This is a genomic window from Vibrio sp. 10N.222.54.E6, from assembly GCF_041473955.1.
GTDB lineage: Bacteria > Pseudomonadota > Gammaproteobacteria > Enterobacterales > Vibrionaceae > Vibrio > Vibrio tasmaniensis_A.
The window spans coordinates 15,840-42,835 of the sequence record NZ_JBFRTD010000035.1 but is presented as its reverse complement, the minus strand read 5'-3'; the positions used below and the strand labels follow the sequence as shown (position 1 = coordinate 42,835).

General features: G+C 43.0%; 23 protein-coding genes. 12 read left to right on the top strand and 11 right to left on the bottom strand.

Annotation, left to right across the window (positions count from 1 at the left end; all coding sequences use genetic code 11):
* Positions 1–17 precede the first annotated feature (17 nt).
* Positions 18–203 (bottom strand): hypothetical protein, encoded by a 186-nt coding sequence (locus AB4513_RS19475; RefSeq protein ID WP_009845588.1) that lies wholly within the window; start codon positions 201–203, stop codon positions 18–20.
* 213 nt (positions 204–416) lie between these two features.
* On the opposite strand from AB4513_RS19475, the gene yjjG reads away from it, so the two are divergent.
* A complete protein-coding gene (gene yjjG, locus AB4513_RS19470) occupies positions 417–1,091 on the top strand; it encodes a pyrimidine 5'-nucleotidase (protein ID WP_009845587.1) in 675 nt (224 codons plus the stop codon).
* Between the two features lie 186 nt (positions 1,092–1,277).
* Entirely contained in the window at positions 1,278–2,204 is a 927-nt protein-coding gene (gene yddG, locus AB4513_RS19465; RefSeq protein ID WP_009845586.1) for an aromatic amino acid DMT transporter YddG, read from the top strand.
* A gap of 18 nt (positions 2,205–2,222) precedes the next feature.
* Here the strand turns inward: yddG and AB4513_RS19460 are convergent, their stop codons facing one another.
* Entirely contained in the window at positions 2,223–3,119 is an 897-nt protein-coding gene (locus AB4513_RS19460; protein WP_102257265.1) for a cation diffusion facilitator family transporter, read from the bottom strand.
* Between the two features lie 367 nt (positions 3,120–3,486).
* Between AB4513_RS19460 and AB4513_RS19455 the strand changes: the two genes are divergently transcribed.
* Positions 3,487–3,837 (top strand): hypothetical protein, encoded by a 351-nt coding sequence (locus tag AB4513_RS19455; protein ID WP_009845584.1) that lies wholly within the window; start codon positions 3,487–3,489, stop codon positions 3,835–3,837.
* Positions 3,838–3,898: 61 nt separating this feature from the next.
* Here the strand turns inward: AB4513_RS19455 and AB4513_RS19450 are convergent, their stop codons facing one another.
* On the bottom strand, positions 3,899–4,777 hold the full coding sequence (locus AB4513_RS19450; protein ID WP_009845583.1) for a LysR family transcriptional regulator: 879 nt from the start codon (positions 4,775–4,777) through the stop codon (positions 3,899–3,901).
* 161 nt (positions 4,778–4,938) lie between these two features.
* Between AB4513_RS19450 and AB4513_RS19445 the strand changes: the two genes are divergently transcribed.
* The 3 genes from AB4513_RS19445 to AB4513_RS19435 all read left to right on the top strand — a co-directional run bounded on the left by AB4513_RS19445 (position 4,939) and on the right by AB4513_RS19435 (position 8,479).
* Complete coding sequence (locus AB4513_RS19445; protein ID WP_009845582.1) at positions 4,939–5,538, top strand: class I SAM-dependent methyltransferase; 600 nt, start codon at positions 4,939–4,941, stop codon at positions 5,536–5,538.
* Between the two features lie 411 nt (positions 5,539–5,949).
* Positions 5,950–7,515 carry a YjjI family glycine radical enzyme gene (locus AB4513_RS19440; RefSeq protein ID WP_009845581.1) on the top strand — a complete coding sequence of 522 codons (1,566 nt, stop codon included), beginning with the start codon at positions 5,950–5,952 and terminating at the stop codon, positions 7,513–7,515.
* 49 nt (positions 7,516–7,564) lie between these two features.
* On the top strand, positions 7,565–8,479 hold the full coding sequence (locus tag AB4513_RS19435; protein WP_050395117.1) for a YjjW family glycine radical enzyme activase: 915 nt from the start codon (positions 7,565–7,567) through the stop codon (positions 8,477–8,479).
* 27 nt (positions 8,480–8,506) lie between these two features.
* Here AB4513_RS19435 and AB4513_RS19430 read toward each other — a convergent pair whose 3' ends face one another.
* The 5 genes from AB4513_RS19430 to yccS form a co-directional block, all read right to left on the bottom strand.
* Positions 8,507–9,418, bottom strand: a complete 912-nt coding sequence (locus AB4513_RS19430) for a LysR family transcriptional regulator (RefSeq protein ID WP_009845579.1) — start codon at positions 9,416–9,418, stop codon at positions 8,507–8,509.
* A gap of 53 nt (positions 9,419–9,471) precedes the next feature.
* A complete protein-coding gene (locus tag AB4513_RS19425; RefSeq protein WP_009845578.1) occupies positions 9,472–10,731 on the bottom strand; it encodes a hydroxymethylglutaryl-CoA reductase in 1,260 nt (419 codons plus the stop codon).
* A gap of 167 nt (positions 10,732–10,898) precedes the next feature.
* Positions 10,899–11,219, bottom strand: coding sequence for a hypothetical protein (locus AB4513_RS19420; protein ID WP_009845577.1), 321 nt, complete (start codon positions 11,217–11,219; stop codon positions 10,899–10,901).
* 121 nt (positions 11,220–11,340) lie between these two features.
* Positions 11,341–11,502 (bottom strand): hypothetical protein, encoded by a 162-nt coding sequence (locus AB4513_RS19415; protein ID WP_009845576.1) that lies wholly within the window; start codon positions 11,500–11,502, stop codon positions 11,341–11,343.
* A gap of 352 nt (positions 11,503–11,854) precedes the next feature.
* Complete coding sequence (gene yccS / locus AB4513_RS19410; protein WP_009845575.1) at positions 11,855–14,041, bottom strand: YccS family putative transporter; 2,187 nt, start codon at positions 14,039–14,041, stop codon at positions 11,855–11,857.
* A gap of 177 nt (positions 14,042–14,218) precedes the next feature.
* Between yccS and helD the strand changes: the two genes are divergently transcribed.
* On the top strand, positions 14,219–16,294 hold the full coding sequence (gene helD / locus AB4513_RS19405) for a DNA helicase IV (protein ID WP_102257264.1): 2,076 nt from the start codon (positions 14,219–14,221) through the stop codon (positions 16,292–16,294).
* An 87-nt stretch (positions 16,295–16,381) separates the two neighbouring features.
* Positions 16,382–16,732, top strand: coding sequence for a VOC family protein (locus AB4513_RS19400; protein ID WP_009845573.1), 351 nt, complete (start codon positions 16,382–16,384; stop codon positions 16,730–16,732).
* A gap of 185 nt (positions 16,733–16,917) precedes the next feature.
* Here the strand turns inward: AB4513_RS19400 and tkt are convergent, their stop codons facing one another.
* Both tkt and tal read right to left on the bottom strand, forming a co-directional pair.
* The gene (tkt, locus tag AB4513_RS19395) at positions 16,918–18,909 is read right to left on the bottom strand and encodes a transketolase (protein ID WP_009845572.1); all 1,992 of its coding nucleotides are present in this window, start codon (positions 18,907–18,909) and stop codon (positions 16,918–16,920) included.
* An 87-nt stretch (positions 18,910–18,996) separates the two neighbouring features.
* Entirely contained in the window at positions 18,997–19,947 is a 951-nt protein-coding gene (gene tal, locus AB4513_RS19390) for a transaldolase (RefSeq protein ID WP_009845571.1), read from the bottom strand.
* A gap of 459 nt (positions 19,948–20,406) precedes the next feature.
* Between tal and AB4513_RS19385 the strand changes: the two genes are divergently transcribed.
* From AB4513_RS19385 to AB4513_RS19375, 3 genes are all read left to right on the top strand, one after another.
* Positions 20,407–21,399 (top strand): sugar-binding transcriptional regulator, encoded by a 993-nt coding sequence (locus AB4513_RS19385; protein WP_009845570.1) that lies wholly within the window; start codon positions 20,407–20,409, stop codon positions 21,397–21,399.
* Positions 21,400–21,668: 269 nt separating this feature from the next.
* The gene (locus AB4513_RS19380) at positions 21,669–24,686 is read left to right on the top strand and encodes a M6 family metalloprotease domain-containing protein (RefSeq protein WP_009845569.1); all 3,018 of its coding nucleotides are present in this window, start codon (positions 21,669–21,671) and stop codon (positions 24,684–24,686) included.
* A 548-nt stretch (positions 24,687–25,234) separates the two neighbouring features.
* Positions 25,235–26,119, top strand: a complete 885-nt coding sequence (locus tag AB4513_RS19375) for a LysR family transcriptional regulator (RefSeq protein WP_009845568.1) — start codon at positions 25,235–25,237, stop codon at positions 26,117–26,119.
* Here the strand turns inward: AB4513_RS19375 and AB4513_RS19370 are convergent, their stop codons facing one another.
* Entirely contained in the window at positions 26,120–26,578 is a 459-nt protein-coding gene (locus tag AB4513_RS19370; protein WP_009845567.1) for a prepilin peptidase, read from the bottom strand.
* Positions 26,579–26,788: 210 nt separating this feature from the next.
* On the opposite strand from AB4513_RS19370, the gene AB4513_RS19365 reads away from it, so the two are divergent.
* Positions 26,789–26,995 carry a Flp family type IVb pilin gene (locus AB4513_RS19365; protein WP_009845566.1) on the top strand — a complete coding sequence of 69 codons (207 nt, stop codon included), beginning with the start codon at positions 26,789–26,791 and terminating at the stop codon, positions 26,993–26,995.
* Position 26,996 lies beyond the last annotated feature (1 nt).

The window sequence follows — 26,996 nt, the reverse complement described above, 5'->3', positions numbered from 1 at the left end:
GACCATGAAAGTAAAGGCTATTCACTCAACGTCGGTTCAAGTTCAGTTTGTGTCGATGGTTTGCGTGAGTCATCGTTAGCTTCAATTTGAGGTTGCTGAGACTCATCGGTATCTAAGGCGTCAGAGGTGTCTTCTGGTTGTTCATCATAATACTTAACAAGGAATGGGGTGAGCATGACGGATGACGGTAAGAAGTGCTTCATGGTACCTCCCGGTACTTAAGTGTATTTCTTGTATGGTATTGGTTTAATATGTGGCAAAATTTGCGATACATCATGACTTGTTGCTTGTTTTCTATAAATTCTTAGAACTATATTCAGGCTCACAAAATTGATAGTAGAATGCACATCTGGCCTTTGAGGCAACGAGAAAATAAATACAAGCACTGCTCAACCGCGCGAATAATAGGACATAAAATGAAGTACGATTGGATATTCTTTGATGCAGATGAAACCTTGTTCCACTTTGATGCTTTTCAAGGAATGAAGCTGATGTTCTCCCGTTTTGGCGTGGACTTTAGCGAACAGGATTATTCAGTGTATCAAGAGGTTAATTTGCCGTTATGGGTCGATTACCAAGATGGCCGTATTACGGCTGCACAACTGAAGCACGCGCGTTTTGAAAGCTGGGCAACAAAGTTAGAGACAACCACGGCAGCACTAAACAGTGCGTTTTTAGCCGCAATGGCAGACATCTGTTCTCTGCTTCCTGGTGCAAAAGAGTTGATGGAGTCGTTACAAGGCAAAGTGAACATGGGCATCATCACCAATGGTTTCACAGAGCTGCAGTCAATCCGTTTGGAACGAACAGGAATGACAGACTACTTTGACCATGTGATCATTTCTGAGGAAGTCGGTGTCGCTAAACCAGACGCGGAAATTTTTGAGCATGCGCACAAGCTGATTGGATTGCCATCAAAGCAAAGAGTATTGATGGTCGGGGACAACCCACACTCTGATATTTTAGGTGGCTTGGATTTTGGTATTGAGACCTGTTGGTTGAACAGCCAAGAGAAAGCGACGCCAGCAGGAATTAACCCTCATTATCAGGTTAAGTCTCTGGCTGACCTGCAAGCACTTTTGTTGGCATAATTGCTAATTGCTAATTGCTAATTGCTAATTGCTTTTAGATTTTTGAGTAAATGATGGATAGCCGAGTACAGTTATGTGCTCGGCTACTTATTTTTACTTACTGCAACTTATCGATAGTGGTGTTTAAGCCTACCTTTGCTTAAGCTCGCTTTGATTACCTAATTACAATAAAAAGAAGGAAGAGGCGTGCTGAAATCTCATCGCCATAGCTGCTACGGCATTGCTGCCATTTTACTATGGAGCTGCTTAATTGCATTGTCTCGTAGTGTGTCAGAACAACTGGGCCCAATTGGTGGTGCCGCCAGTCTTTATACGGTGAGCTCACTGTTGTTAGTCTGTGTTATGGGGTTACCTAAGCTGTCGCGCTTCTCCAAATCGTATTTGTTGATCGGTGGTGCCTTATTCGTGTGCTACGAGATCTTCCTAGCTCTGGCTTTAGGAATGGCAAATAGCCGACATCAAGCCTTAGAAATGGCCGTTATCAACTATCTATGGCCTGCACTAACGGTGTTGTTTGCGGTACTGCTGAGTGACAAAAAGATTAACTGGTTGGTTTATCCAAGTATCGTCTTAGCGTTTTTTGGCGTGGCTTGGAGTATCAGCGGCGATCAGGGGCTTTCTGTCGAGCAAATCGCGGCTAATATTGCGACCAACCCTAAAACCTATTCGATGGCATTCTTCGGCGCGATTATTTGGGCGGTATATTGCAATTACACCCAACGCGTTGCTAAAGGGCAGAATGCGATTGTGCTTTTCTTTATCGCTACTGCGATCACTCTGTGGATCAAATACGCATTGAGTGATGAAACCGGCATGGTGATGACTTCAAGTGCTGCGATTGACTTAGTGCTTGCTGGGGCTTGTATGGGCGCTGGTTACGCGCTTTGGAACACGGCGATTCTAGGTGGCAACATGGTGTTTTTGGCAACCATGTCTTACTTTACGCCAATCTTCGCGACCTTACTGTCTTCTATGATTCTAGGTTTGTCATTGAGCATGAGTTTCTGGCAGGGCGTTTGTATGGTGACGATTGGTTCACTGGCTTGCTGGTGGGTAACTAGAGACAAAAAGCCGACGGTTAAGGCGTCGGCTTCTGAAGAGGTTCAGTCTTGAACTTAAGAGAGAATGCTCTTAGCTCGCGATATTGAGGTTCAATTGAAGCTCATAAGGCATTTTAGATAAGCGTCGCGTTAATTGATGGCGTGTTCGTTCAATATCATCAACCGTAATCGCATCTTGGTCGTTAGTATGAATATCAACATTGACTCTTAGTTCCGGGCCAACCTTAGTCACACCCATTAGCTCCAAATCTTGGTCCGCATCTTTGTCTACAGCGACAACATTCTTATCTACCGCGTCACAAATATCTTTGGTTGCCGACATCATTAGCAGTTCACGCATTGCTTCACGTAACATGTCGAACGGCACTTTGATAAAGTAGAAAGACATCAGCAACATCATCATTGGATCGGCATATACCGCGTATTCAGCAAACGGAGAGTAAGCCACCAACCAAGCAACAACGAAACCTGCCGTAACTGCCACACTCAACAGCGTATCCATTTGCCACTGTTTAGACTCAGCTTGAATCAAACCTGAAGAAATACGTTTGCTCTTGTTAGCGATGTACCACCAAGCGTAACCACAACCCAATACGTTGAAAATACCAAACAGAGTTGCGATAGAAGCATCAACTTCACGACCACCTGTCATCAGAGCACCAATCGCAGAATAAAGTGAATAACCGACCACAAGCAGAATCACAATCGCTTTAATGGCGATTACGATTGGCTCAATGATTGCTCGACCGAACGGGAACTCCCTGTCTGATGGGCGATTAATGTATTTCGAAGCAGCTAGTGACAATAAAGTTAACAGTAAACTGATAAGAGAATAGACACCGTCAAATACTATGACTAGAGAGCCAACGAGAAGACCCAACACCAATCCGCCAATCGCGAAGCCTGATGCTAAAAGGGCTGAGAACAATAGTACTCGATTTTCGTTTTGGCTTTTCCTGTCACACATAATATTTTCCAGATGTTTTTGATAACGTCATTGTTCTAATATTGAGCTAGCTTTACAAACTTTATCTGATGACGTTTATATGTCGGTAACCCGTTTTACATCCAAGTTGTTACTATTCAATTACTTAGTGGTAGATTTTGGTGTCAGTAAAGTTGACGATGACTGTTTTTCAGGAAATGTGAAACTGGCGCTAAATGGTTTATGATTAGTAAAACACATAGGTTGTGAAGGTCTCATAGGCTCGCAGTGTAAAGGAGCAGGTTGTTAAGGTTACAGAAATCGCATTGAAACTTTATACCTTAAACTTGGGTTTGAACCTGAACCTTGAACATAGAGCCGAGTTGAACTTGAAAAGGAATGGATGAAGATGAAATTTGATGATCTCAACGATAGCGAGTTGTGGGCGATTGCTAACCCGATCATGGACAATTTGATGGACGGTTCAACCAAGGTTGACCATGCTCAACACTGCCGAGACTTTACGCAGCGCATGAAGGATATTGTGACGCCTGAGTATCTGGAAAAGGTGTGTCATCATTATCAGCACAGTAATGGCTTTTTTGCTGAACGTGAGCCTGTGGCGCTATTCAGACGCTCCGATTCCATCGCCTTTGTTTGGAAGCAAGCGTATACCATTGCGAAAGGCGAATTTGTGGCAGAAATGGTGTTAGTTGAAGAAGACGGACGTTATTTAGTGGATCACGTGATGGTCTTCTAAAGAGAGGGCTTTCTATTTGTTAGACGATTTTAAGTGTCGAGATAGAACATTATCTGACACTTTAGAAATCAAACAAGTAATCGCTGATCTGATCCGCTAACCAATTCATTCCTGGGTGTTCTGCCATACCTGCCGCGGTAAACATACAGTAGTCTTCTTGAGTCAGGCCATAAGTGTGCTTGATCACCGCCAGTTCCTGTTCACGCAATAAATGGCGTATCAATGGCTCAGGCATTACGCCCCATGCATCTTCTCGTAGAATCGTATCCAACATAAAATCGAAGCTAGAAAAACCAATGTATCGGCGAGAGAAGGGCTCAAGCTCAGGGTTATCTTTTTCATTGAGATAAACCATGGTCGCTTGCATCGAATTTCTTAGTACTTCATCCGACACTCTTCGCATCGCACTTAAATCATGCCCTTTCTTACATACCGACATCATTCGGATCTTGCCGAGTGGGTTGTAGATAATTCTTGGGTCGTCGACACGCTCGTAATCGACACCAAACGCAAAATCAACTTGCTGAGTTTCGACAAGATTAGCCAAGTCGCCACTAGAAGCGAGAACGAAGTTGAAAGAAGTGGAAGGGTATTTGTTGTTTAGGGCGTGCGATAAACTTTGCCACATTTCATCGGGTAGGGAATCGTCGCGTGCGATCCAAATCTCTGCGTTGAATTCACCCGAAACATGTAAGCAGGTTTGCTTAATGCGTGCTGCCGTTACCAACATGCCTTCACAGTCTTTATATATGGCCTTACCTGCCTCAGACAGCTCGACATGGTTACCGCTTCGAACAAACAGTTCGACATCTAACTCTTTTTCCAAGGCTTTGATCGACATGCTCAGTTTGGTTCGGTTACATTCAAGCTGTCGCGCAGCTTCAGAGACGGATCCTAAATCAGCAACAGAACAAAAGGCTTGGACTTGAGAAAGGTTCATTTCATTTCCATATTGAGCGGGTGGCGGTGCATATTATCTGAATATTGTGCTGACTATCTTAGAAATAGTCCATCTTTGCATGATAACTCTATGACGAATTGACTAATTTGGTTTATTCTGGGGGCGTTCCGAACCTACAAGAAGTAAAGATGGAGGCCATGATGGCGAAACAATGGGACGAGTACGCACCTGATTGGGATAACGATCCCGCTACTGCTGTATTCGCACAGTCCGCATTTGACCAGTTAACACAGCTCGTTGATTTGAACGGAACCCGTGTCCTTGATTTTGGTTGTGGTACAGGATTACTCAGCCAGAAAATATCTCCTTTTGCAAAAGAGATCATCGCTCTCGATATCTCAGAAGGGATGATTGAAGAGTTAGATAAAAAAGAGCTGTCTAATGTAGAGCCTGTCGTTGATATCTTATCGCGCGGACTTGCAGCCCAACACCCAGCATTCAGAAATCAGTTTGACTTAGTGGTAGCCTCTTCGGTATGTGGCTTTATTCCGAACCTACAAGATACGGTCAGCCTTATTTATACTCTGTTAGAAAACGATGGGGTTTTTGTACACTGGGATTGGTACTTAGAAAACGACAGCGAAGATTTTGGGGTCAGCGAACAGCGCTCCCAGAATGTATTGAGCGCAGCAGGTTTTTCGATTGTTGAAGTCTCAACACCGTTTTCAATCGACACCCCACAAGGTACTTTGAAGGTTCTGATGGGTGTAGGCCGTAAACAAGTGGTTCCTCATCTATAGTTCACTTGTCTGTAGTTGACGTATCTGCAGTTGACATATAGATAGCTGATCAGATAACTGCACTCACGCTTAATTGACTAAACCCACATCAACGATCTTTGGATCCGTTATGTGGGTTTTCTATTTATACGCACTTGCGTTTTAAACTAAACGGTTCAATTAAGCGGCCTAATCTCTTCTGCTCATTCTTTCCCTTCCCCAACGACAATCATCGATAAACAACCATCGTTAATTGGCAAATGGCCAATTTAAAAACTGTCTATTCACAAAATTTACAAGCTATCTATTCATAAATTACTAAGTTACAAATGGTGTTTTCCATTTTGGAAATGTAGGCTTGCATACATTTCATTAGTGGAAATGTAAGTGTGAGATATAAAATAAGCCCATAAGAATATTAAGGGTTTAATCATGAGCCACCAATCTGCGTCATCTACTTCTTCAACACTTTCAGAACAACAACAACGCTTTAGCAATATCATTTCAGATGCCAACCTGTCCCCAAAACAGAAGTCGAGCTATCTTGCCTTAGAAGCTGAAGCCAGTCTGCCGTATATGCCGGTAAGCAATGAAGTAGAGCAAGCCTTACAACAAGGTGTGCTGTGTGACATGTTTGAAGGTCACGCCCCATTTAAGCCGCGCTATGTGCTTCCTGATTATTCTAAATACTTACATCAAGGCTCCAAGTATTTAGAGCTTAGCGCGGCTACTAATTTCGACGAAGCATTGAACATGCTCACCATCCTTTATCATCACGTTCCATCAGTGACTTCAATTCCGGTTTACTTAGGCCAGTTGGACGATGTGTTGATGCCTTTTGTTGGCGGTTTGACGGATGAGCAGGTATACCAAAAGCTGAAGCTGTTCTGGATCATGCTGGATCGCACGCTGCCAGATGCCTTCATGCACGTTAATATTGGCCCTAGTGACAACATTGTATGTCGCACTATTTTACGTGTGGATGCTGAACTCAAGCAGATCGCACCTAACTTAACCTTTATGTACGACCCTGCAGTCACATCTGATGACCTGCTTCGTCATGCTGCGAGCAATATCTGTGAATGCAGCAAGCCGCACATTGCCAATTATCCTGCACACGCCGCTGCGTACGGAGATAAGCGTTTTGGCATCGTGAGTTGCTACAACTCTTTGCCTCTGGCGGGTGGTTCAAACACGCTAGTACGTATGAACCTCAAGCAAGTGGCTCTGAAATCTGAAGACAGCGTAGACTTCTTACAGCAAGTACTACCTAACTACAGCAGCATCATGATCGAATTGATGAATGCACGTAGCCGCTTCTTACATGAAGAGTCTAACTTCTTCGAAGGCTTCTTAACCAAAGAAGGCTTAATTGAAGAAGATCGCTTTGCGCCAATGTTTGGTATTTATGGCATGGCTGAGGCGGTTAACATCTTAATGGAAAAAGAAGGCAAAGCAGGGCGCTATGGTCACGATGAACAAGCAAATCAGTTAGGCCATCGTATTTCTGAAAAGCTGGCTGAGATTGTTGAAAACTCGGAAGTGAAATATGGGCTGGAAGGTAAGGCTCTGTTACACGCTCAAGGTGGTATCAGCCTAGATGAAGATGTGACGCCGGGTGTACGCATCCCTTACGGAACAGAACCGGATCCAGTGTCTTACGTACGTGCGACGGCTGGTCACCACAAGTTCTACACGTCGGGTATCAGCGACATTCTGACCATCGACGAAACGGTGAAGTCCAATCCAGAAGCGATGTTCAACCTGTGCAAAGGGGCGATTCAAGCGGGTTACCGTGAGTTCACCGCTAACGTAGCATCGAACGATTTGGTTCGTGTGACAGGTTATATGATTAAGCTGTCTGACATTGCCAAATATGACGAGCAAGGTTCACGCACCAATACCACTTTCCTTGGTGCTGAAGCTGCAAAAAATACGGGCATACTAGAGCGTAAACCACGCGTAGCGAGCTTAGAGATGTCGCCGACATACGAATAGCTTTAACGTACGCATGTTATGTGTTTCTCGAATACGAACAATGTGAATTATGAAAATTTCTGATCTAACAACTCAAATGGCTAGGGTTAAAAATAATAAGACAGAAAAACAAGCGAAGGTCAGCCGTGTGCTGACCTTTTCTTGTGTTGATGGACCAGGAAATCGCTTGGTGCTGTTCCTACAGGGGTGTAATTTCGATTGCATCACTTGTCATAATCCACACACCATCAACCACTGTAACCATTGTGGAGACTGCGTGAGTGGCTGCCCGAGCAGTGCTCTGAGTCTTATTGAAGGCAAAGTGAAGTGGGATCCGTTAGCGTGTACCAACTGCGATCAGTGCGTCGATATCTGTGATCATAAGTCTAGCCCCAAAATCACCACGATGACGGTATCAGATGTGCTTGAACTGGTTAGGCACAATCAATTCTTCCTGAGCGGTATTACCGTTTCGGGTGGCGAGGCGACCATGCAATTGCCGTTTATCGTCGAGCTATTTCAGGCGATCAAAAGCGATCCGCAATTGGCACACTTAACGTGTTTTATTGATAGTAATGGCTCGTTGACACAGCAAGGTTGGGATAAGGTATTACCTTACCTTGATGGTGCGATGATCGACCTAAAATCATGGCAATCTGAAACGCATCAATGGTTAGTGGGTAGAGGGAACCATCGAGTGTTTGAAACCATTAACTACTTAGCTGATAAAGGCAGATTACATGAAGTTCGGTTACTGCATATTCCTAATAAAAGTGACCTAGATATCGAGGTAGAGCAGGTCGGGTATTACTTGAAGGGTTTGCCAAGTGATGTTCGAATTCGGTTAAATGCGTTTCAACATCATGGGGTAATTGGCGAAGCTTTAGAGTGGCCTAAATGCACCGAACAACAAATGCAGAGCTTTCACGATAAGCTCTACTTAATTGTTCAAAGGCCAATGCAAACACCTGAGGTTTATACCTAATATTTTCGGTCATCAATGCGAAAAGAGTTAGGCTTCTAAAAACAAGTCACACAACCATTTGATCGCCTGATCATTCATGTTTGGCTTGTTCCACACCAAGCTATACGCCACTTTTCCGTAATCAAAAGGAAGCGGTTTACTTACCAAGCCTTGTGCTTGTTTGGCATGCTCAGCCCATTGTTTTGAGCAAGTGAACAAGAAAGGTGTGTGGTGACATAACACCGCCGCCGCGCCAAAGTCCGCTACCGATATCGCCATATCTCTAGGCTTATGACATTGCACTAAGTTTTGCTCAAAGTAAGGCTTAGACAGTTCGTTATCTAAGATACCAATGTGTTTGTAGTCTAAATAGCCTTCAACTGTTAGTTCTTGCTGAGCGAGAGGGTGGTGAGCGCCCATCAAACAAACCATTTCATCAGGAAGAATCGTTTCCCACACCAGCTCTTTATTATCCGTTGGGGGTTGTGAGATATCGTGTGGCAACAGGATCAAGTTGACCTTACCACTGAGCAAAGCATCGAATCCAAGCTCCTGTTTCGAATAGATATTAAGTTTGGCTTTTGGTGCAAGTTCAGTGGTGATTTTGCTGATCTTCGAGGCAAACACTTCGAAGGTACTTTCACGCATCGAAAGTGAAAAGCTGCCTTGATACTCCTGAGGAGTAAAACTCTTTTGGTGAAGTAACCCGTTCATGCTGGAAAGAATCGCGTGAACAGTGGGCGCTATTTTCAGGGCAAAGGGAGTCGGGATCAGCTTGGTGCCGTCTCGATAGAAAAGTTCGTCATTAAGGATGTCACGCAGCTGAGACAATGTCTTACTCACACTCGAAGGGCTGACAAAGAGTTGCTCTGACGTTTGAGTGACGCTGTGGGTGTTCAGCATAATATGAAGCGCAGTGAGGTGTTTAAGGCTCACTCGCGATAAATGTAAGTAATCCATACACAACTCACTCAATGCGTGACAACGGTCGGTTTAAGGTTTTATAACAGAAACTAGCGCGCTAACTTGTGATGAGCGCGCGAAAAGTGACCCGCACAGAATGCGCCTACAATCGATAGCTCACCCGCCAAACATAAAGCCGCACAAACCTCAGCTAAGGCTTGTGATTTACCGTTGCCGTGTAGCCCTAGTAAATCGAGACACGCTTTTTGGCTTGGTAGGCCAGTACCGCCACCGACTGTTCCTAACATCAAGTTAGGCAGCGTTACACTCGCGTACAAACCACCTTCTTTGTTGAGCTCCATACGAGTCATACCAATCGCAGACTCAGCAACACACGCCGCGTCTTGACCGCAAGCAATGTAGAGTGCAGCAAGTGCATTGGCATAATGAGCATTGATACCAATCGTACCGCTTAGAGCGCCACCGACTGTGGTCATTTGTCCGAACTGCACCATCTTCTCTGGTGTGGTGTGGAGGTACTTAGCGACAAGCTCAGCAGAGATATTGACCTCGGCTGTGACTTTTTTACCACGAACGCTGCGCAAGGTTTGTGTATTGGCTTTCTTATCGCCTGATAAGTTGCCATCAAGGAAAGCATGATCGGGCTTAACCGGCGTATTTTCTATGATGTACTCAAATACCGCGTTGGTCGCGATAGTTACCATATTCTGACCAGAAGCGTCTCCGGTTAGAAATTCAAACACCAAGTAAACATGGTTACCTTCGATGTTGACATTGATGTCGGTAAGTTTGCCGTGCGACGTTGTTGATTCAGCTAAGGTTTTAAATTGGTCATACTGGGTCACTGCCCATGCTACAAACTGTCCTGCTTCAACTAATCCTTGGAATGCGAAACCAGGAGTGCGTGTTACGCCTTCATTGAGCAACATTGCACTTGCACCACCACAAGCTGTGATCAGCTTTGAACCACGGTTATACGACGCGACAAGCGCCGCTTCAGTGGTTGCAAGTGGGACTAGGTAGTCGCCTTTAGCAAACAGGCCATTGACTCTTAAAGGGCCAGATATACCAACAGGGACTTTTACCGTGCCAATAAAGTGCTCTATGTTTTTCTCATAAGCCTGAATCTGCCTTTGAGTATGAGGGTCGAGCAGTTCTTGCTGCGAGTCTGCATTATCGAGAGCCGCCCAGCGACGTGTAAGGTTTTTTTCAGTCAGGTAAGGGCTCGGAGTCAGTTTATTCACTGGCTTATCAAAATGAGGCTGGAGCTTCTTTTCTAATTCGTCTGCGGAGATGTCGCCTCCTAAAATAGAAACATAGTCACGGCGATGCAGATTTAGTTTTGGCATAAATAGTATGAAGTAAAGTTTGTGCAGCAAAATTGATTTGCGCTGATTCTACCGAGTAATAAACCAGAAACAAGTGCCTGATATAATGAGTTACAGTTTGTATGGATTTAGAGCCATTTGTTAGTCAAAAAGAGGGTAACCATCAAATCGATAAATAGTAGCTCGAATCAGATATGGATATCGAGAAGGCTACCAATGGCTTCGTTTTGACGATCAACCACACTCGCACCAACACGGTTGTAATTTGCGCTCTGTGTCAGCTTTAATAACGCTTCAGTAGAGGAAGAAGCTGGTTCAGGCTCTTTCTCTTTAAACGAAATGGGTTGTTCAGGTTCTATTTGATTGAAGCTCAAATCGCTAGTTTGGAAAGTGTCGTTGGTTTTTGGAGAGTGTTTGGAGTTTTGGTTAAGCTCGATAGCGGCTTCTTCAGCCATGTTGGTTGACTGCTGAATGATGGCGTAACCAGATTGAATACCAGATATCGACATAGCAGAACCTTTTATTGACGTATGAAATGAGTCTAGGCGGACGATATTTTGAGTGCAATGGAGAACGGCTACAAATTACTAAGATCAGGTGGATTTAAGCTAAAATAGTGACATTAGTCTATTAATTGAACAACTCATTCAGTACGTTTAACTCTTCATCTGTCAAAAGAGAAGGTTGATCTGTTTCAAGGTTTTCGTCTATTTCACCTTGAAGTGCTTTCAATTGCTGCGGGTTAAGGAGCTGTATTTTCTGCTTAAATGCTTCAAATTGCTGTGTATTCATAATGAGACCTTAGTTCAAATCCATATGCTCAATAGAGCATAGCTTACTGATTCAATAAATCAAACAAGATTAAGTGAATATTAAATGAAGTTTGAAGTTTCCTAAAACTAAGACAACTATAGATCCCTTTGGTTGTTTTTTGTCCGAGGAATGTTAGGCAAAGTTATGGATGAGTCAATCAAAGTCAGCAAGTTTACATGCGTGTAAGATTTGAACGGCCCTTGTAGATAAAGGGTAGGCAAGTGGTTGCTCTACCTAGATGAGCCTTTTGGTAGAGCAATGTACAAACACACGAAGTGTTCAAAAAATGAGCAGCTTCGTTGTCTTTTTGTTTTTACTGTTGTTTTGTTTTTCATCTTGAAACTTCTTTTTCAAGCGGCTTTTCAATCTTAACTTTAACTGCAAATTTTGTGGCTAAGGTATGCAGTTCTGGAAGCATTCGATAAATCAAATGTAGCTGTTGTAGAACCATTCTAACAGAGCTCTCATCCTCTTCTCTCCATTCACTTAAACGCTTATCAAGTTCAGGATCGTAAGCGTTTTTTACTTCGCATTGTTCTTGATGACAAAACAGCTGGTCGTTGAGAGCGTCGAGATGCTCGTGTATTACTCTGTGTGCGTCTAGTACCAGTTTGTGTGTTGCTTCGTCATCGATACGTGTTCTATGAGCTCCCAGAGCAGAGATATAGCTGAGTAGTGCATGATTGAGTGTTAGGAATCGGAAGCTCTCATCTTCAGATGTACGATACTTACCCGGCTCAACCAGCATGCTACTAACAGCGGCAGTCAGATTTGCATCATTGTTATGTGCACTGCGGCGTGCAATACGATAGCTAAGGCTGTCTTTTTTGCCTACACGGTATTGGCCAATGATCTGAGCGAGATAATCTTTATTGGAATCAAGCGCATCTGCCATCACCTTGTGAAGTCGTTTTGATTGCCAGTCCGGTAAAATATAGCTAACCGCTAAAACAGCGAGCGCGCTGCCAATGAAGGTATCTGCTAGTCTTGGCAATACAACTGCGTAGCCTTCCCCTAATTGATTGAAGCAAAAGAGCACAAGCAGTGTGATAAAGGCGGTCGCGAAACCGTAGTTATTGATACGGAAAGCGAAGAACATCACGCCACTGACCACAATGAATACCAGCTGACTCTCTTGAGATGGGAAAAAGGTCAACAACGGTACTCCAATCAACAAGCCTGCGACGGTGCCAATGACACGAGCCGTCAGCTTTTGTCGCGTTGCACTGTAGTTTGGTTGGCACACAAACAGTGTTGTTAGCAAAATCCAATAACCTCTTTCAATCTCAAAACCTTGGATAATTCCGTAACCGATCGTCAAAGTGATCGCCATACGAATTGCATGACGAAATAGCATTGAGTCGGTGTTCAAGTTGGCTTTGATCTTATGCCACATCGCCGTCAAAGTATGAGGGTTGGTATCGTCCAGTACGCCTTCTTCTAGTTTTTCTGCATCTGGGTTACTTATATTTGATAGCTGTTTTTCGACGGTAGCTAGGTTATTAAATAAGTAATCCAACTGGTTGAGCAGTGATTTCCATTCTGGGTTGTTCTGTTGATGCAGATGATTAAGTGAAGACATCAGTTCATCCAGTGCCAGAACAGATTTTTCGCCATGTTGGTATTCAGCGCCAACCTTCAGTGAGCTTGCTACTTCTTTACAAGCTTTAGCTTGGGCTTCGAGCAGATACTTAAATCGAAATAAAACGTCTGATCGCTCAAAGTGTTTTGCCAGCTCTTGATAACGGTAGTGGCTGGAGCTTACGCGTTCATGAATATCCTGTGCGATGAAGTAAGTATTAAGGAATCGGTCACTCGGTCCGTCAATGTGTCCGCGCTTAGAGCGGTTGAGTAGCGTTGCTTTGCACATGTTGAGCGCGTTAACAGTGCTAGCATTGAGTTTGGCTTCAATAATGCGATGTGGTTGGGGAATCAAATCTGAAACTGGATAGAAGAGCTCTGCTTTAGAGCCGATGTAATTGCCGATTTGATCGAATACTGTTGCTAGGTTTTGCTGCACTGGTTGCATCGGCCATACGATCTGCCAAATCATCGACATGAAGTAGTACCAAGCTGCGCCCGTTAACAATAGTAGAGGTTGAAACCAAAGGTTAGTGCTCTCGTGAGCCCCAAGCATGGCGTAGATAGCCACAAGTAATGATCCAAATGCGATACTGGCATATTTAGGGCCAATTGCCCCAAGTATAATAAAAGAGAAGGTTGAAACGAAAAGCCCTATCGCGAACAGCCAAGGCGTATCGAAGAGAATCTCAATAGAGAAGGCTGCAACGGCAAAACAGATAAAGGTTAGCGTGAGTGCTTTCAAACGTCCGGTAAAGCTATCATCACTTTCAGCAAGAGCCGCAGCAATAACCCCTAAAATTAATGGTGTGATCAGTGTGTTTTGACCATAATACCAAGCAGGTACTACAACACCGAGCAGAGTGATGAGAATTAATACGCTGTAATTTATGGTTTTATTCGCCCAATAAAGGCGTAGTTTTGCTGAGAAGTCCACAGTCGCTCACTTGACACACTAAAACCATAATCCTAACAGAAATCAAGCACAAGAATTTGATACTTATCCATAATTGCCCCTAGGTGGTCATGAAAGCGTCGATAAGCAGTGAGACATTATTAATTCTCACTGCATCATGATATAAATTCAATATTCCCAATTAAAGAGCACGCTCCAATGCAGCTAAGCGCTAATAAGACTGCACAGTTTTTTATTCAAAATGAATATCATCAAGTTGAGCTTGATGGTCCACGCCTGCTGTTATCTTCAGTAGGCAGTGAAGAACGTATCCCTTTCACTATTTGGAGTGGCAAGATCGCGATAAAGCGCGGATTGTTTTGGGGATCGTTGCAGTTTTTTGCTAATCAACAAGATGGCAAACAGCGAAGCTGGTTAGTCCAAGGCCTTCCATGGGAACAATGTCGTCAATTTGCGCGCGCATCGGTTGCTGCTTATCAGAAGTGGCATGACAGACAATGTGAACAGTTGGCAGAGCACGTTCCTCAATGGGAAGCTGAATTGACACGTCTTGAGCAACTTCCTGCTTTCCTACCGCATTCTAAAGTGAAGACTTGGGTCGACATGGTCAACGCAGGTCTGGAAAATATGACGATGACTCTAGAGGAAGCGGCACAGCGCATGCCAAACCGCATTGCTCGAATGCAGCCATGGTTGTCTGAAACGGAAATTCAGCAAGCCGAGAGGAATCAACAGTGGTTAGAGACAGAAAGACAAAATTGGGAAGTATTGTTTGCTCAATGTGAGTCGTCACCCCTGAACTTATCGCAACAATATGCGGTCTTGATGAATGATGATCACAACCTTATTTTAGCGGGCGCAGGCTCAGGTAAAACCAGTGTTCTCACCGCTCGCGTCGCGTATTTATTGCAAAGCCACCAAGCTCAAGCTGAAGAGTTGTTACTGCTCGCCTTTGGTCGTGAAGCCGCGGAAGAGATGAAGCAGCGCCTTAACAGCAAAATTGGCATATCAGCCGAGAAGGTGCAAGTCAGTACTTTCCACCAGTTGGGTCTAAAGATACTGAATCAAGTTGAACCCGAACGCGTGGTTATTTCTCCGCTCGCACTCGATGACAACCAACGCCAAGCATGGTGCATTGATTGGTTGAAGAAGCACTGGATGACGCCGACCAACTTTAAACGTTGGCAAAAGCACTTGTCTAAATGGCCAATTGCTTATTTAACCGGTGATGATGAGCTAGGTAGTCATGTTTCAAATCTTAAATTGATTGGTTGGCTTGAAAAGCAACTTGAACAGTTGAATGCATCGGGTTTAACGAAAAAAGAAGTACAGCAACAACTGATTGATCACCGTGACTATACGCGCCTCAATAGCGAGCTTTCACTGTGTTGGCCATGCGTAACCGCTTGGCAAAAGGAATTGAAAGAACAGAATCATATCGACTTCTCAATCATGATCAGCCGAGCGACACAGTATGTCGAGAAGGGGAAATTCATTTCGCCTTGGAAGTTCATCATGATCGATGAATATCAAGATATCTCACCAGATCGTTTAGCCTTGGTTGAAGCCTTGTGCAATCAATCGAAAGCGCAGCACCAAGCTTCTATTTTTGCCGTAGGTGATGACTGGCAGTCAATTTACCAGTTCGCGGGTGCAGATGTTGATCTAACGACGGGCTTTAAAGATCGTTTTGAGAGCTCGACAATTCATCATCTAGATACGACTTATCGATTTAACAATCAGTTAGGTTCGGTTGCCAATCGCTTTGTGCAGGAAAACCCGATTCAACTACCAAAAGAGCTCAACAGCTTCAAACAACAGAAGCAGAAGTCGGTTTATAGTGCGTCAAGCAAAGAAGTTGAGAAGATCCTCGATCAGATAAACAGGCAAGCAAAAGGTAAAGCCAATAAATCAGTGATGTTGCTTGGGCGAAATCATTACCACAAACCAGAGCTGTTGGAAGACTGGAAAAAGATCTATACCTCAATTGATATCAGCTTCATGACTTGTCACGCGAGTAAGGGTAAAGAAGCGGATTTCGTGATTATTCTTTGCGTTGATGAAGGACAGTTCCCCGCGAAGAAGAAACAATTGCACATTGATGGCGCGTTGACTGAATCTTCGGATGTGTTCCCTTATGCGGAAGAGCGTCGTTTGTTTTACGTGGCAATGACGCGAGCAAAAGAAAAAGTATGGATAACGCACAGTGGCGATGGTTCTGGCTTTGTGCAAGAACTGCATGGCTCTGATTACCCTGTCGTTCGTAAAAAGTGATGTCACTTGGCGTAATTGTCTAAGATTAGATCTTCAAGCCCTGCCTTAATATCACAAGGCAAACGTATAAAGCAGAAGGAATCCGCTATGGAACACGGCTCTATTAACTATATTGAATTTGCAGCGCGAGACATCGCCGCCACTAAGACGTTTTTCAGCCACGTGTTTGGTTGGATCTTTGAAGACTATGGTCCCGAGTATTCAGCTTTTGAAGGTAAAGGCTTAATGGGTGGGTTCTATTTAGCGGATCTAGCGTCCAATGCTGAAAGTGGTGCGGCGTTGATGGTTTTCTATAGCGAAGATCTTGAGCAAACCGTGCGTGAGGTGTTGGATGCTGGTGGAGAGATAAACCGTGAGATATTCAGCTTTCCCGGTGGGCGGCGTTTCCATTTTAGAGAGCCAAGTGGTAACGAAATGGCTGTGTGGAGTGATAAGTAGAGAATTAAGGTTCTGGTAAACAAAAAGCCAGCTATGCGAAATGATCCTGTAACGTTGGACATTTCTGTTAAGCGGTAATCAGGCCTGACTATCGAAGTCAGGCCTTTTAGTTTCACTTTATACGCTTGGTATTGTAGAACTAATTATGCATCAACCCATTTAAGGGCGAGGCAATTTAATCAAGATTAAGCTAGAAGCTCTTTCGCTGTGTTTACTACGTTTTCAGTAGTGAAACCGAACATCTTGAATAGCTCACCTGCTGGTGCAGACTCGCCGAACGTTGTCATACCGATGATCTTGCCACCGAAACCAACGTACTTGTACCAGAAGTCAGCGATGCCAGCTTCTACAGCGATACGTGCTGTAACGTCAGATGGAAGTACAGACTCACGGTACTGCGCGTCTTGCTTGTCGAACGCGTCAGTCGCAGGCATAGAAACTACGCGTACTTTCTTACCTTCAGCTGTTAGCTCAGCAGCAGCGTTAACCGCTAGCTCAACTTCAGAACCCGTTGCGATAAGGATAAGCTCTGGCTTGCCTTCACAATCTTTCAGGATGTAACCACCCTTAGCGATGTTTGCTACTTGCTCAGCGTCACGATCTTGTTGTGCAAGGTTTTGACGAGAGAAGATAAGTGCAGAAGGACCATCTTTACGCTCGATTGCTAGTTTCCAAGCCACTGCAGACTCAACTTGGTCACATGGACGCCATGTGCTCATGTTTGGAGTTAGACGTAGAGAAGCGATCTGCTCAACTGGTTGGTGAGTTGGACCATCTTCGCCTAGGCCGATAGAGTCATGCGTGTAAACTTGGATGTTCTGAGTTTTCATCAGAGCAGCCATACGCATAGCGTTACGAGCGTATTCCATGAACATTAGGAACGTTGCGCCGTATGGTACGAAACCACCGTGCAGAGCGATACCGTTCATGATAGCCGTCATACCGAATTCACGTACACCGTAGTGGATGTAGTTACCAGAGAAGTCGTTTGCTTCAAGAGACTTAGAACCAGACCACATAGTTAGGTTAGAAGGCGCAAGGTCAGCAGAGCCGCCCATGAATTCAGGTAGCATAGCACCGAATGCTTCTAGAGCATTTTGAGATGCTTTACGTGATGCGATGTTTGCTGGGTTAGCTTGAAGATCAGCGATGATTGCCGATGCTTTCTCTTCCCACTCAGCTGGTAGGTCACCGTTTACGCGGCGTTTGAATTCAGCTGCCAGCTCAGGGTATGCTGCTTCATAAGCTGCAAGTTTCTCGTTCCACGCTGCTTCCTTAGCTGCGCCTGCTTCTTTCGCATCCCACTCTGAGTAAACTTCCGACGGAATTTCAAAAGGACCGTGCTCCCAACCTAATTCTTTACGTGTTGCTGCAATTTCTTCAGCGCCTAGTGGTGCACCGTGACAGTCGTGCGTACCTGCTTTGTTTGGAGAACCAAAGCCAATTACTGTTTTAGTACAGATTAGAGTAGGGCGAGGATCTGCTTTAGCCGCTTCAATCGCTGCGTTGATAGCGTCAGAGTCGTGGCCATCTACTGCTGGGATTACGTGCCAGCCGTAAGCTTCGAAACGCTTAGGTGTATCGTCAGAGAACCAACCTTCAACTTCGCCATCGATAGAGATACCGTTGTCATCCCAGAAAGCAACCAGCTTACCAAGGCCTAGCGTGCCTGCTAGAGAACATGCTTCGTGAGAAATACCTTCCATCAGACAGCCATCACCCATGAATGCATAAGTGTAGTGGTCTACGATGTCGTGGCCTTCTTTGTTGAACTGTGCAGCTAGCGCTTTCTCAGCCATAGCCATACCAACAGCGTTAGTAATGCCTTGACCTAGAGGACCAGTCGTTGTTTCGATGCCTGGTGCGTAGCCGTACTCTGGGTGACCTGGAGTCTTAGAGTGCAGTTGACGGAAGTTCTTAAGGTCTTCAATTGAAAGCTCGTAACCTGCTAGGTGAAGCAGAGAGTAAATCAGCATTGAGCCGTGGCCGTTAGACAGGATAAAACGGTCGCGGTCAGCCCACTCTGGGTTTGCTGGGTTGTGGTTTAGGTGAGAACGCCAAAGTACTTCAGCGATGTCAGCCATACCCATAGGTGCGCCTGGGTGACCAGAGTTTGCTTGTTGTACGCCGTCCATGCTTAGAGCACGAATAGCGTTAGCTAGATGTTTGCGATTCATAAGAACTTCCGAATAAAAATTAAGAAAAACAAAATTGATAAAAGTAGGGGAACTGAACGTTCCCCTATTTGAATTTGGTAAGAGTGATTACAGCTTAGCTGCGATCATGTCTTCTAGTTTGCCTTGGTCAACGGCGAAGTTGCGGATGCCTTCAGCCAGTTTCTCAACAGCCATTGCATCTTGGTTGTGGTCCCATAGGAACTCAGCGTGAGTCATCGCTGCTGGACGCTCTTTAGTACCGTTAGAGTCGATAAGCTTCTCTACTACTTCGCCTTCTGCTGCTTCTAGGTCAGCTAGAAGTTGAGGAGCGATAGTTAGACGGTCACAACCAGCAAGTTCAAGGATCTCGCCGATGTTACGGAAGCTTGCGCCCATAACAACAGTTTTGTAGCCGTGGTCTTTGTAGTAGTTGTAGATATCTGAAACTGAGATTACGCCTGGATCTTCTGAAGCTTCGAAATCACGACCTTCTTTCGCTTTGTACCAGTCCATGATGCGACCTACGAAAGGAGAGATTAGGAATACGCCAGCTTCAGCACAAGCACGAGCTTGAGCGAAAGAGAATAGAAGCGTTAGGTTACAGTTGATGCCTTCTTTCTCTAGGATTTCAGCAGCACGGATACCTTCCCAAGTAGAAGCCAGTTTGATAAGGATGCGGTCGTTAGTGATGCCAGCGTCGTTGTACATTTTGATAAGTTGACGAGCTTTAGCAACGCTGCCTTCCATGTCGTAAGAAAGACGAGCATCTACTTCAGTAGAGATACGGCCAGGTACAACTTTCAGGATTTCTTTACCGATGTTCACGTTAAGCATGTCGCAAGTATCTTGAACTTGCTGTGCTTTATCGCCGCTTTGCGCTTTTGCGTATTCGATAGAAGCATCGATTAGAGGAGCGTACTCAGCAATTTGAGCAGCTTTAAGAATTAGAGATGGGTTAGTTGTTGCATCTTCAGGAGTGTACTTGCTGATAGCTTCGATATCGCCAGTGTCAGCTACAACAGTTGTTAGTTTACGAAGTTGCTCTAATTTATTGCTCATTTTGATCATCCTATGTATCGCATAACACCTCATTAATGGGAGAGGTGCGGGCATTTGCAAGCTAACTAATGAAGTTCTCAATGGTTGTACCAGTGAGCCAAACTTACATTAATTTAAATTTTTCTCCGAACGAACATTTGCACAGAACATTTGATCGCTCGATGAGTAAATGATGTAGCCATATTTATCCGATCTAGCCCCAAAGTCAACGGTAAATAGTGCTGTATGGTGACTTCAGTCAAATATATTTCGCTCTAGTAATCATGGGGTATGCAAGCAAACGTTTAACGAGCAAAGTGAGGTGAATTAATCAACAACAAAACCATGGTTATGGCGATGAGCAAATGTACCTTGCTGTTACATATGTTCGGGGTGTAAACTTGTGTATCACTTGCTTAAGCATCGAACACTTGTTCTTCAAGCAGGTAAAATAATTGTTAAATATTGGTTGAGTGGTATATGAGTAAGAATATCCAAGATGTTTCCGAAGAAAACACTGATCTCCTCACTGAAGTAGCGGTTGCTTATTATCAAGATGGTGCCACGCAAGAAGAGATATCTAAAAAGTACTCTATCTCTCGTGCAAAGGTTGGTCGAATGCTCAAGCAAGCCAGAGATGAGGGCATTGTTGAGATCACCGTGAAATATCACCCCGTCTTTAGTGCGAAGATCGAGCAACGTTTGATCGAACGGTTTGGTGTGAAGCGTGCGCTTGTGGCACTAGACCAACCAAATGAAGAGAAGCAGCGATTACAGGTTGCTGGTTTAGTGTCTAACTATCTTACCAGTACACTGAAAAACGGCATGGTGGTGACAGTAGGACAAGGGCGGAACGTATCGTCTGTTGCTCACCACACTGGCGTCATTACGCCACGTGACTGTAAATTTGTGTGTGGTATCGGCGGTATTCACCCTAGAGGCGGTATGTTTAATGCCGATCATATATGTAGACAACTCGCCAAGAAATACGGTGGATCTTCTGAAACCTTGTACGCGCCTGCTTATGCTGAAAACAAAGCACAAAAATCTGCGTTCATGGAAAATAGCACCGTCAAGCAAACGCTCGATCTTGCCCGAAAAGCCGATGTTGCATTAGTGGGTATTGGTGATATGAGTGAAAACAGCTACATGGTCGACCTAGGTTGGTTTACGGCGGGAGAGGTCGTCCAATCTCGTTTACTACAAGGCGTGGTCGGTGACTTTGCGGGTTATGACTTTTTTGATGTACACGGCAAAGCCGCAAACACTGTGATGAGTGACCGAGTCATCGGCTTAGGCCTGGAAGAGTTCCGCCCAATCGCTGAGGTAATTGCCATCGCTGCCGAGAACAGTAAGCCATTAGCTTTATTAGGTGCATTAAGAACCGGCGTAGTAGACGTGATTGCAACCAGCGTAAGTAATGCTTTGACGGTACTTAACTTGGATGAGCAGTTGAAACATGCGTCTCCATAGTTAACTCTTTTGTAAATATCTATTATTTTAATAAGTTCGTGGATTAATTAAACTGTCCAATAATAAAAGATAGAATTATCCATTATCTATATTTTATTATTATAAATTTATACGATCATAATTAATTCTTATACTTTGGCCTATAAATAATATTTATAGGTTTAGTTAGAAAGTTAATTGGTTAATATAATGCCTCATTGATAAAGTCTCGTTTTATTTAATAAATTAATTATCTCTTTCAGAGAAATTCAAATAACGAGATTATCCTAATGAGGACAAAATTAATTTGTACATTTATTACAGCACTCATTGCTGTTTGCTCTGTACAAGCGACTACTTTACCTGCGCCAACTTGGCACACAATGACCTTTATTGATGGCAGTACAAAAGAACTGCGCTTAATGGGGTCTCAATATATGTTTTGGTACCAAGACCATGATGGTCACCTATACGTTCAGGGTGTTGATAATCAGTGGTACTTTGCTAAATATGAAACAAGTGAAAAAGGAGGGGGGAGTGTTGTTTCAACTGGGGTGTTGGCTTCGAGTGATACTGAAATACCCGTTGAATCAAACATAAAAAACCTAAAGATTGATCCAATACATATCAATGAATCTTTTGACTCACCCGCTGCGAACCACAAAAGATTTACCCCAATGAATACTCAACGCTCACACCTAAACAGTCCTTCGAAAAAAAGGATCACTGAGCAGGCCTTATTGGTAATACAGGTCAGTTTTTTAGACGAACAGATTGAAAATGATTTTCAGTCGACGATATTTGGTGAAAACCAACAAAGTGTTCAAGATTATTTCCTAAAAAATAGTTATGGGAATTATAAAGTTGTTCCTGCCAAAGAAAATGAAGGAACAAAAAATGATGGTGTTATTAATATCACGCTGGATATAGATCATCCTAACTGCCATTCAAAGTCTGAGAAAAACTGCCAAACTAAGCTTAATAATGTGTTCACAAAGGCATATGAAGCGCTAGATGTTGACTTCGACCTTTCTCAATATGATTCGAACAACGATAATAGCATCTCAGCTCAAGAGCTGTCAGTCATGTTTGTCTTTGCTGGGAATGACAAATCTAGTGGTACACGAAAAACCCCGACAATTTGGCCTCATAAGTATGCTCATAGCACTGTCGAGATCGATGGAAAACGCATTAGTGCTTATTGCTTGTTCGCCGATTATCAAGGTGACCATCAGTCAACAATGGGGGTGATAGCACATGAGCTTGGACATCTGATGTTAGGACTTCCAGATTTATATTCTTATCAGCATGATGGTTCTATTGGTCATTGGGGGTTAATGGGAGGGGGCAGTTGGGGGAGAAAACCGACGGATCAGTATGCTGGCGAAACTCCGGTCAACATGTTGGCTTGGAGTAAAGAGGCATCTGGTTTTTTAAAGCCGAAAGTTCTCTCCAATAACGGGAGTATTGAAGTTGGTACAATCAAGGGTGAAAGCGTTATCCACCTTGACCCTTACCTTAAACAGTTTGGGCCTCGTGCTTATGTGGAAAATAGACGCAAAAACGATTATGACCAAGCGCTCCGTGGTGAGGGGTTATTAATCACAGCCGTGAATATAGATAACCAATTCAATAGTTCTGGTCCGATGCAAGTACAGGTATTCCAAGCCGATGGAGAGGGGTTATTAGAAAATGGATTCTCTTCTGGAGACTCTGGCGATGTCTTCCCAGGTAGAGAATCGGTTACCAATCTCTCCGATGATTCAGAACCTTCCTTAACAGCGATTACGGCGGGGCGAAAGACGGATATCTCAATAACCAATATTGTTAGCGATGATACCAAAGCGAGTTTCTCTTTGTTGGTACCTAACACCAACAACAAATCATCTTGGGTAACCTCTTTTGGGAGAACATACCCACGTTATGACGCGAATATTAATGTTCTAGGTTTCCCCATTGATGTGGTCAAGGGAAACCAAAGTATTGGAGGAATTCACTTTTACGCGAAAGCAACGAGCGCCGCGATGCCGATGTTTTATCGTTTGGTGGAATATCCATATCAATCAAGATTCGGCAATGCAGTTATTGACGAGCAAGCAGCTCGATTGTTACACAGAGGCATCGCGAGGCAGGGCGGCGGACAAATCATTTTCGACGAGAAAATTAAGCTTGGGCTAGGCACAAAGTTAATTGTCTTAGAGATTGAGAATGGTACCCCTGAATACTCAACTCAGTTTTTAGATGCGTATTTAGGGGATGGACAAAGGAAAAGTCAATTTTCAGGATCTATTTCTGATTACAAAACTCGAGGGTTGAGTCGCGGTTTCGGTCAGAATTTCCCTTTTGCAGCGCTTTTTGAGTTGCCAATAGATGCGAGGCCAATTGCTGTCGATGACATGATATCGACCGAGGAAGATACCCCTTTTATGCTTAATTTATTGGCTAATGATATCAATTTACCGAAGCCAAATAATTACTCTTTTGAAATCGCTCAGAAGCCAATGAAGGGCGTGATAAAGGATGGAACCTACTTCCCAAAGGTTGACCAGTTTGGCCGTGACAGCTTCACATACCGTTTGGTAGATAAGCTAGGGTATGAGACGGATTTTGCTAGTGTGGAAGTTGATATTAAGCCTGTGAATGACGCGCCAAAGTTAACAATAGATAGGCTCGAGGTGACGTCTAAGCCTGGTGAAACTGTTACTTTTACGGTAACCGATATTACCGACGTCGATTCTTCTGAACATGAAATTATGTGGTCTCAAATTCAAGGTCCAAGCCTGAAATTAAGTGGATCACGCTCCAAAGTCCTACAAGTGATAGTACCTAGTGATGCTTCGAAAGGAGAGCGATACCGATTTACAATTTTGGTACAGGACTCGTCAGGAGGTTATGCAAAGCAGTCTGTAGTTCTGGATGTGCAAAGAACGGAAGCTTTATTATTAGGCACCAAATCGTTGCAAGTAAAATATGGAGATACAATCGATTTAGTTCCTATTACTAACGGAGCTAACCACACATTATATATTTTAGAATTCCCACGCAGTGGTATTGCAAAAATTGTCGATAGTAAGATCATTTATAATGCTCCTGCTCAACGTAAGCTGGCTTTATATGACACTATCAAATATAAGGTTTTATCGGCCGATGGTGATGAGTGGGTCGGATCGTTTGATATAGAAGTTTTACCGAGTGTTTCAAACGCATCATCTGTGCCATTAAGTCAAGATAATTCATCCGGAGGAAGTTCCTCACTACCTATCCTCTTTATATTGTGTATGCTCTTTCGACTACGAAAGCAACGATAGAATAAATTGAAATGAAAGAGCTATATTTATTGGCTCTTTTTATTTTTCTGCACATACATGAGATAATCGGAAAAAGAATGTTCTGTCGCACTTCTTTCCCTTAGGTTACATTAATAGGTGTTTGGTTGCATTTTGGTGTAACGCTGATCACAAAAATAGATAATGGTTACTTTGAGTGTTTTTTGAGCTTTAATCCTATGCAGTGGGAATATTTACATTAATTTCAACGATTTTCGTCAACGAAAAGGTGGAGAGTGCATAGGTTTTGGTTATAATTGTGTTGATTGTCATTTGCATTGGAAAGGTGTTGTGTAAGGGCTTTGGTATGTGAATGACACACAAAACATGTTGTTTGTAAAAGCACATAAGGATTTGTGAATCAGTTGTTGGTTGTGGTGGGTGTGTTTATTTATATAGGTGCATATAAACATTATTTATGAGTATATAAATAATGTTTTTTTGTATCTGAATGACACTATTGTTACTTTGACGCTGATTTTTAATAAGAATAATTAATAAAATAACGCAACATCGGGGTAGTTTGCACCATGAAAAACGTCAACAGGTCTATCGACGTCAAATATTTAAGAACATTTTCGCACGTTGCTAAACACAAAAGTTTTACAGCAGCCGCTGAGTCTTTATTTATGACACAACCCGCTGTATCTCAGCATATTAAAAAGATCGAAAGTACAATCGGGGCGAGTATTTTTGATAGGAAAGAGGGATTTTTACTCACTAAACACGGAAAAGTATTACTTGATTATGCAGACCAAACAATGTCTATGTACGAAAGATTGTTTGAAGATTTGGAAAAGGTTGAATTAAGAGACCAATTCAATATAGCGATTTCTGAATCTTTTTGCTTCGATATGGTTGAGCGTGTAATCAATGAATTTCGAATGTTGAACAATATAGACTTGTCCATAAATAGTTTCACAAAGTCCTCTTTATTGGATTCTTCTCGTTACGATTTGATTTTTACAATGGATAGAATTTCACAAGAGAATGGAAAATCCTATCAACTGAATACCGTTAACTATGTTATCGCGCATTCTAATTCACTTGATCCGCATGAGTGTTATCCGCAGAGAGTTGTTTTTTGTAGTTCTCTTCCCAAATCTTATGTACAAGAGATACTCAACGATTATAAAATTGACTCAAATCATGTGACGAGTTGGGTGAAGACAAGTTCATGCCAATTCCTTAAAAATGAACTGGAAACGAATGGAACTATTTTAATATTTCCTGAATGGTCGATACGTCACAATAAATGCAAGACAATACCATTACGTCAAAAAGTAAACACGTACGTTTGGTGTAGTGATGAAATTTCACAAGAGTTAGAGACGTTAGGTATTAAAGATAAGATTCAACAATTATTTCAAATCAGTGATATTTCTAGCCCTATATTAGAGCACAATATTATGTAGTCAGTTTGCTAAAATGGATATAGTGCTAAAAAAGAAACAGCTCATAGCAATAGGTATTCCGTAAGGAATGCCTTTTGTAAAGCTAGGTAATCCTCTTACCTTTCCTACTATGTACATTGCGAAAACCAAAAAGCCTCCTAGAAAGCCTATACAAATCAATGTTATCGTAACTAGATTTGGCTGTATGCCAATGATTAAGGCACAGAGTAACTTCACATCTCCAGCTCCTATCACTTTTAGATACCAAAGTATAAAAAACACCACGAAACATAAAATCGCAATGGGTAGTGATGACATCAAGTAACCGTTATTTAACGCGACAATATTACTAAATATCAAAGCAATTTTGTTTAGGTTGTTTGGGATTTTTCTATGCCAACCATCAAAGAAGCATACAAACGACAGTATTAAAAAATTTGTTGATATTAATACAATGTTAACTAATAAATCTATATTCATAGTTAGAGGGTATACTCAATAAGTTTTTATTTCAACAGATGTCGATTTTATATTATTTATGGCTTTATAAATATACATTATCTCAATACCCAATAAATTTGTGTTATGTGTCCATAATAACTATTAATTTGATGTATGTTTTTGTATCAGGTAAATTTTCCTCGCAATTTCAATTAGACCAATGGTCAACATACTTTTTATAGGATTATTATGTACTACAAAACTTTAGCAAAAATGGCTGAACTTAAAATGAAGTTCGAAGATGATGTTCGTGGTGTGACTGCAGTTGAATATGCAATTATTGCCGTTGTAATGTCAGGAATTATATTAACTGCGTTCCAGAATGATACTATATCAGGAGGAATAGACGCAGCACTTGGCGCTGTAAAAGCTGATTTAGACGCAGCTAGTAAGTAAT

What these genes read in the sequence shown, in the direction of transcription:
- helD (WP_102257264.1), top strand. Translation starts at nt 14,219, where the DNA reads ATGCAGCTAAGCGCTAATAAGACTGCACAGTTTTTTATTCAAAATGAA.
- AB4513_RS19370 (WP_009845567.1), bottom strand. Translation starts at nt 26,578, where the DNA reads ATGAATATAGATTTATTAGTTAACATTGTATTAATATCAACAAATTTT.
- AB4513_RS19450 (WP_009845583.1), bottom strand. Translation starts at nt 4,777, where the DNA reads ATGAACCTTTCTCAAGTCCAAGCCTTTTGTTCTGTTGCTGATTTAGGA.
- AB4513_RS19375 (WP_009845568.1), top strand. Translation starts at nt 25,235, where the DNA reads ATGAAAAACGTCAACAGGTCTATCGACGTCAAATATTTAAGAACATTT.
- AB4513_RS19385 (WP_009845570.1), top strand. Translation starts at nt 20,407, where the DNA reads ATGAGTAAGAATATCCAAGATGTTTCCGAAGAAAACACTGATCTCCTC.
- AB4513_RS19455 (WP_009845584.1), top strand. Translation starts at nt 3,487, where the DNA reads ATGAAATTTGATGATCTCAACGATAGCGAGTTGTGGGCGATTGCTAAC.
- AB4513_RS19460 (WP_102257265.1), bottom strand. Translation starts at nt 3,119, where the DNA reads ATGTGTGACAGGAAAAGCCAAAACGAAAATCGAGTACTATTGTTCTCA.
- AB4513_RS19475 (WP_009845588.1), bottom strand. Translation starts at nt 203, where the DNA reads ATGAAGCACTTCTTACCGTCATCCGTCATGCTCACCCCATTCCTTGTT.
- AB4513_RS19425 (WP_009845578.1), bottom strand. Translation starts at nt 10,731, where the DNA reads ATGCCAAAACTAAATCTGCATCGCCGTGACTATGTTTCTATTTTAGGA.
- AB4513_RS19415 (WP_009845576.1), bottom strand. Translation starts at nt 11,502, where the DNA reads ATGAATACACAGCAATTTGAAGCATTTAAGCAGAAAATACAGCTCCTT.
- yjjG (WP_009845587.1), top strand. Translation starts at nt 417, where the DNA reads ATGAAGTACGATTGGATATTCTTTGATGCAGATGAAACCTTGTTCCAC.
- AB4513_RS19435 (WP_050395117.1), top strand. Translation starts at nt 7,565, where the DNA reads ATGAAAATTTCTGATCTAACAACTCAAATGGCTAGGGTTAAAAATAAT.
- AB4513_RS19365 (WP_009845566.1), top strand. Translation starts at nt 26,789, where the DNA reads ATGTACTACAAAACTTTAGCAAAAATGGCTGAACTTAAAATGAAGTTC.
- AB4513_RS19445 (WP_009845582.1), top strand. Translation starts at nt 4,939, where the DNA reads ATGGCGAAACAATGGGACGAGTACGCACCTGATTGGGATAACGATCCC.
- AB4513_RS19440 (WP_009845581.1), top strand. Translation starts at nt 5,950, where the DNA reads ATGAGCCACCAATCTGCGTCATCTACTTCTTCAACACTTTCAGAACAA.
- AB4513_RS19420 (WP_009845577.1), bottom strand. Translation starts at nt 11,219, where the DNA reads ATGTCGATATCTGGTATTCAATCTGGTTACGCCATCATTCAGCAGTCA.
- AB4513_RS19430 (WP_009845579.1), bottom strand. Translation starts at nt 9,418, where the DNA reads ATGGATTACTTACATTTATCGCGAGTGAGCCTTAAACACCTCACTGCG.
- AB4513_RS19380 (WP_009845569.1), top strand. Translation starts at nt 21,669, where the DNA reads ATGAGGACAAAATTAATTTGTACATTTATTACAGCACTCATTGCTGTT.
- AB4513_RS19400 (WP_009845573.1), top strand. Translation starts at nt 16,382, where the DNA reads ATGGAACACGGCTCTATTAACTATATTGAATTTGCAGCGCGAGACATC.
- tkt (WP_009845572.1), bottom strand. Translation starts at nt 18,909, where the DNA reads ATGAATCGCAAACATCTAGCTAACGCTATTCGTGCTCTAAGCATGGAC.
- tal (WP_009845571.1), bottom strand. Translation starts at nt 19,947, where the DNA reads ATGAGCAATAAATTAGAGCAACTTCGTAAACTAACAACTGTTGTAGCT.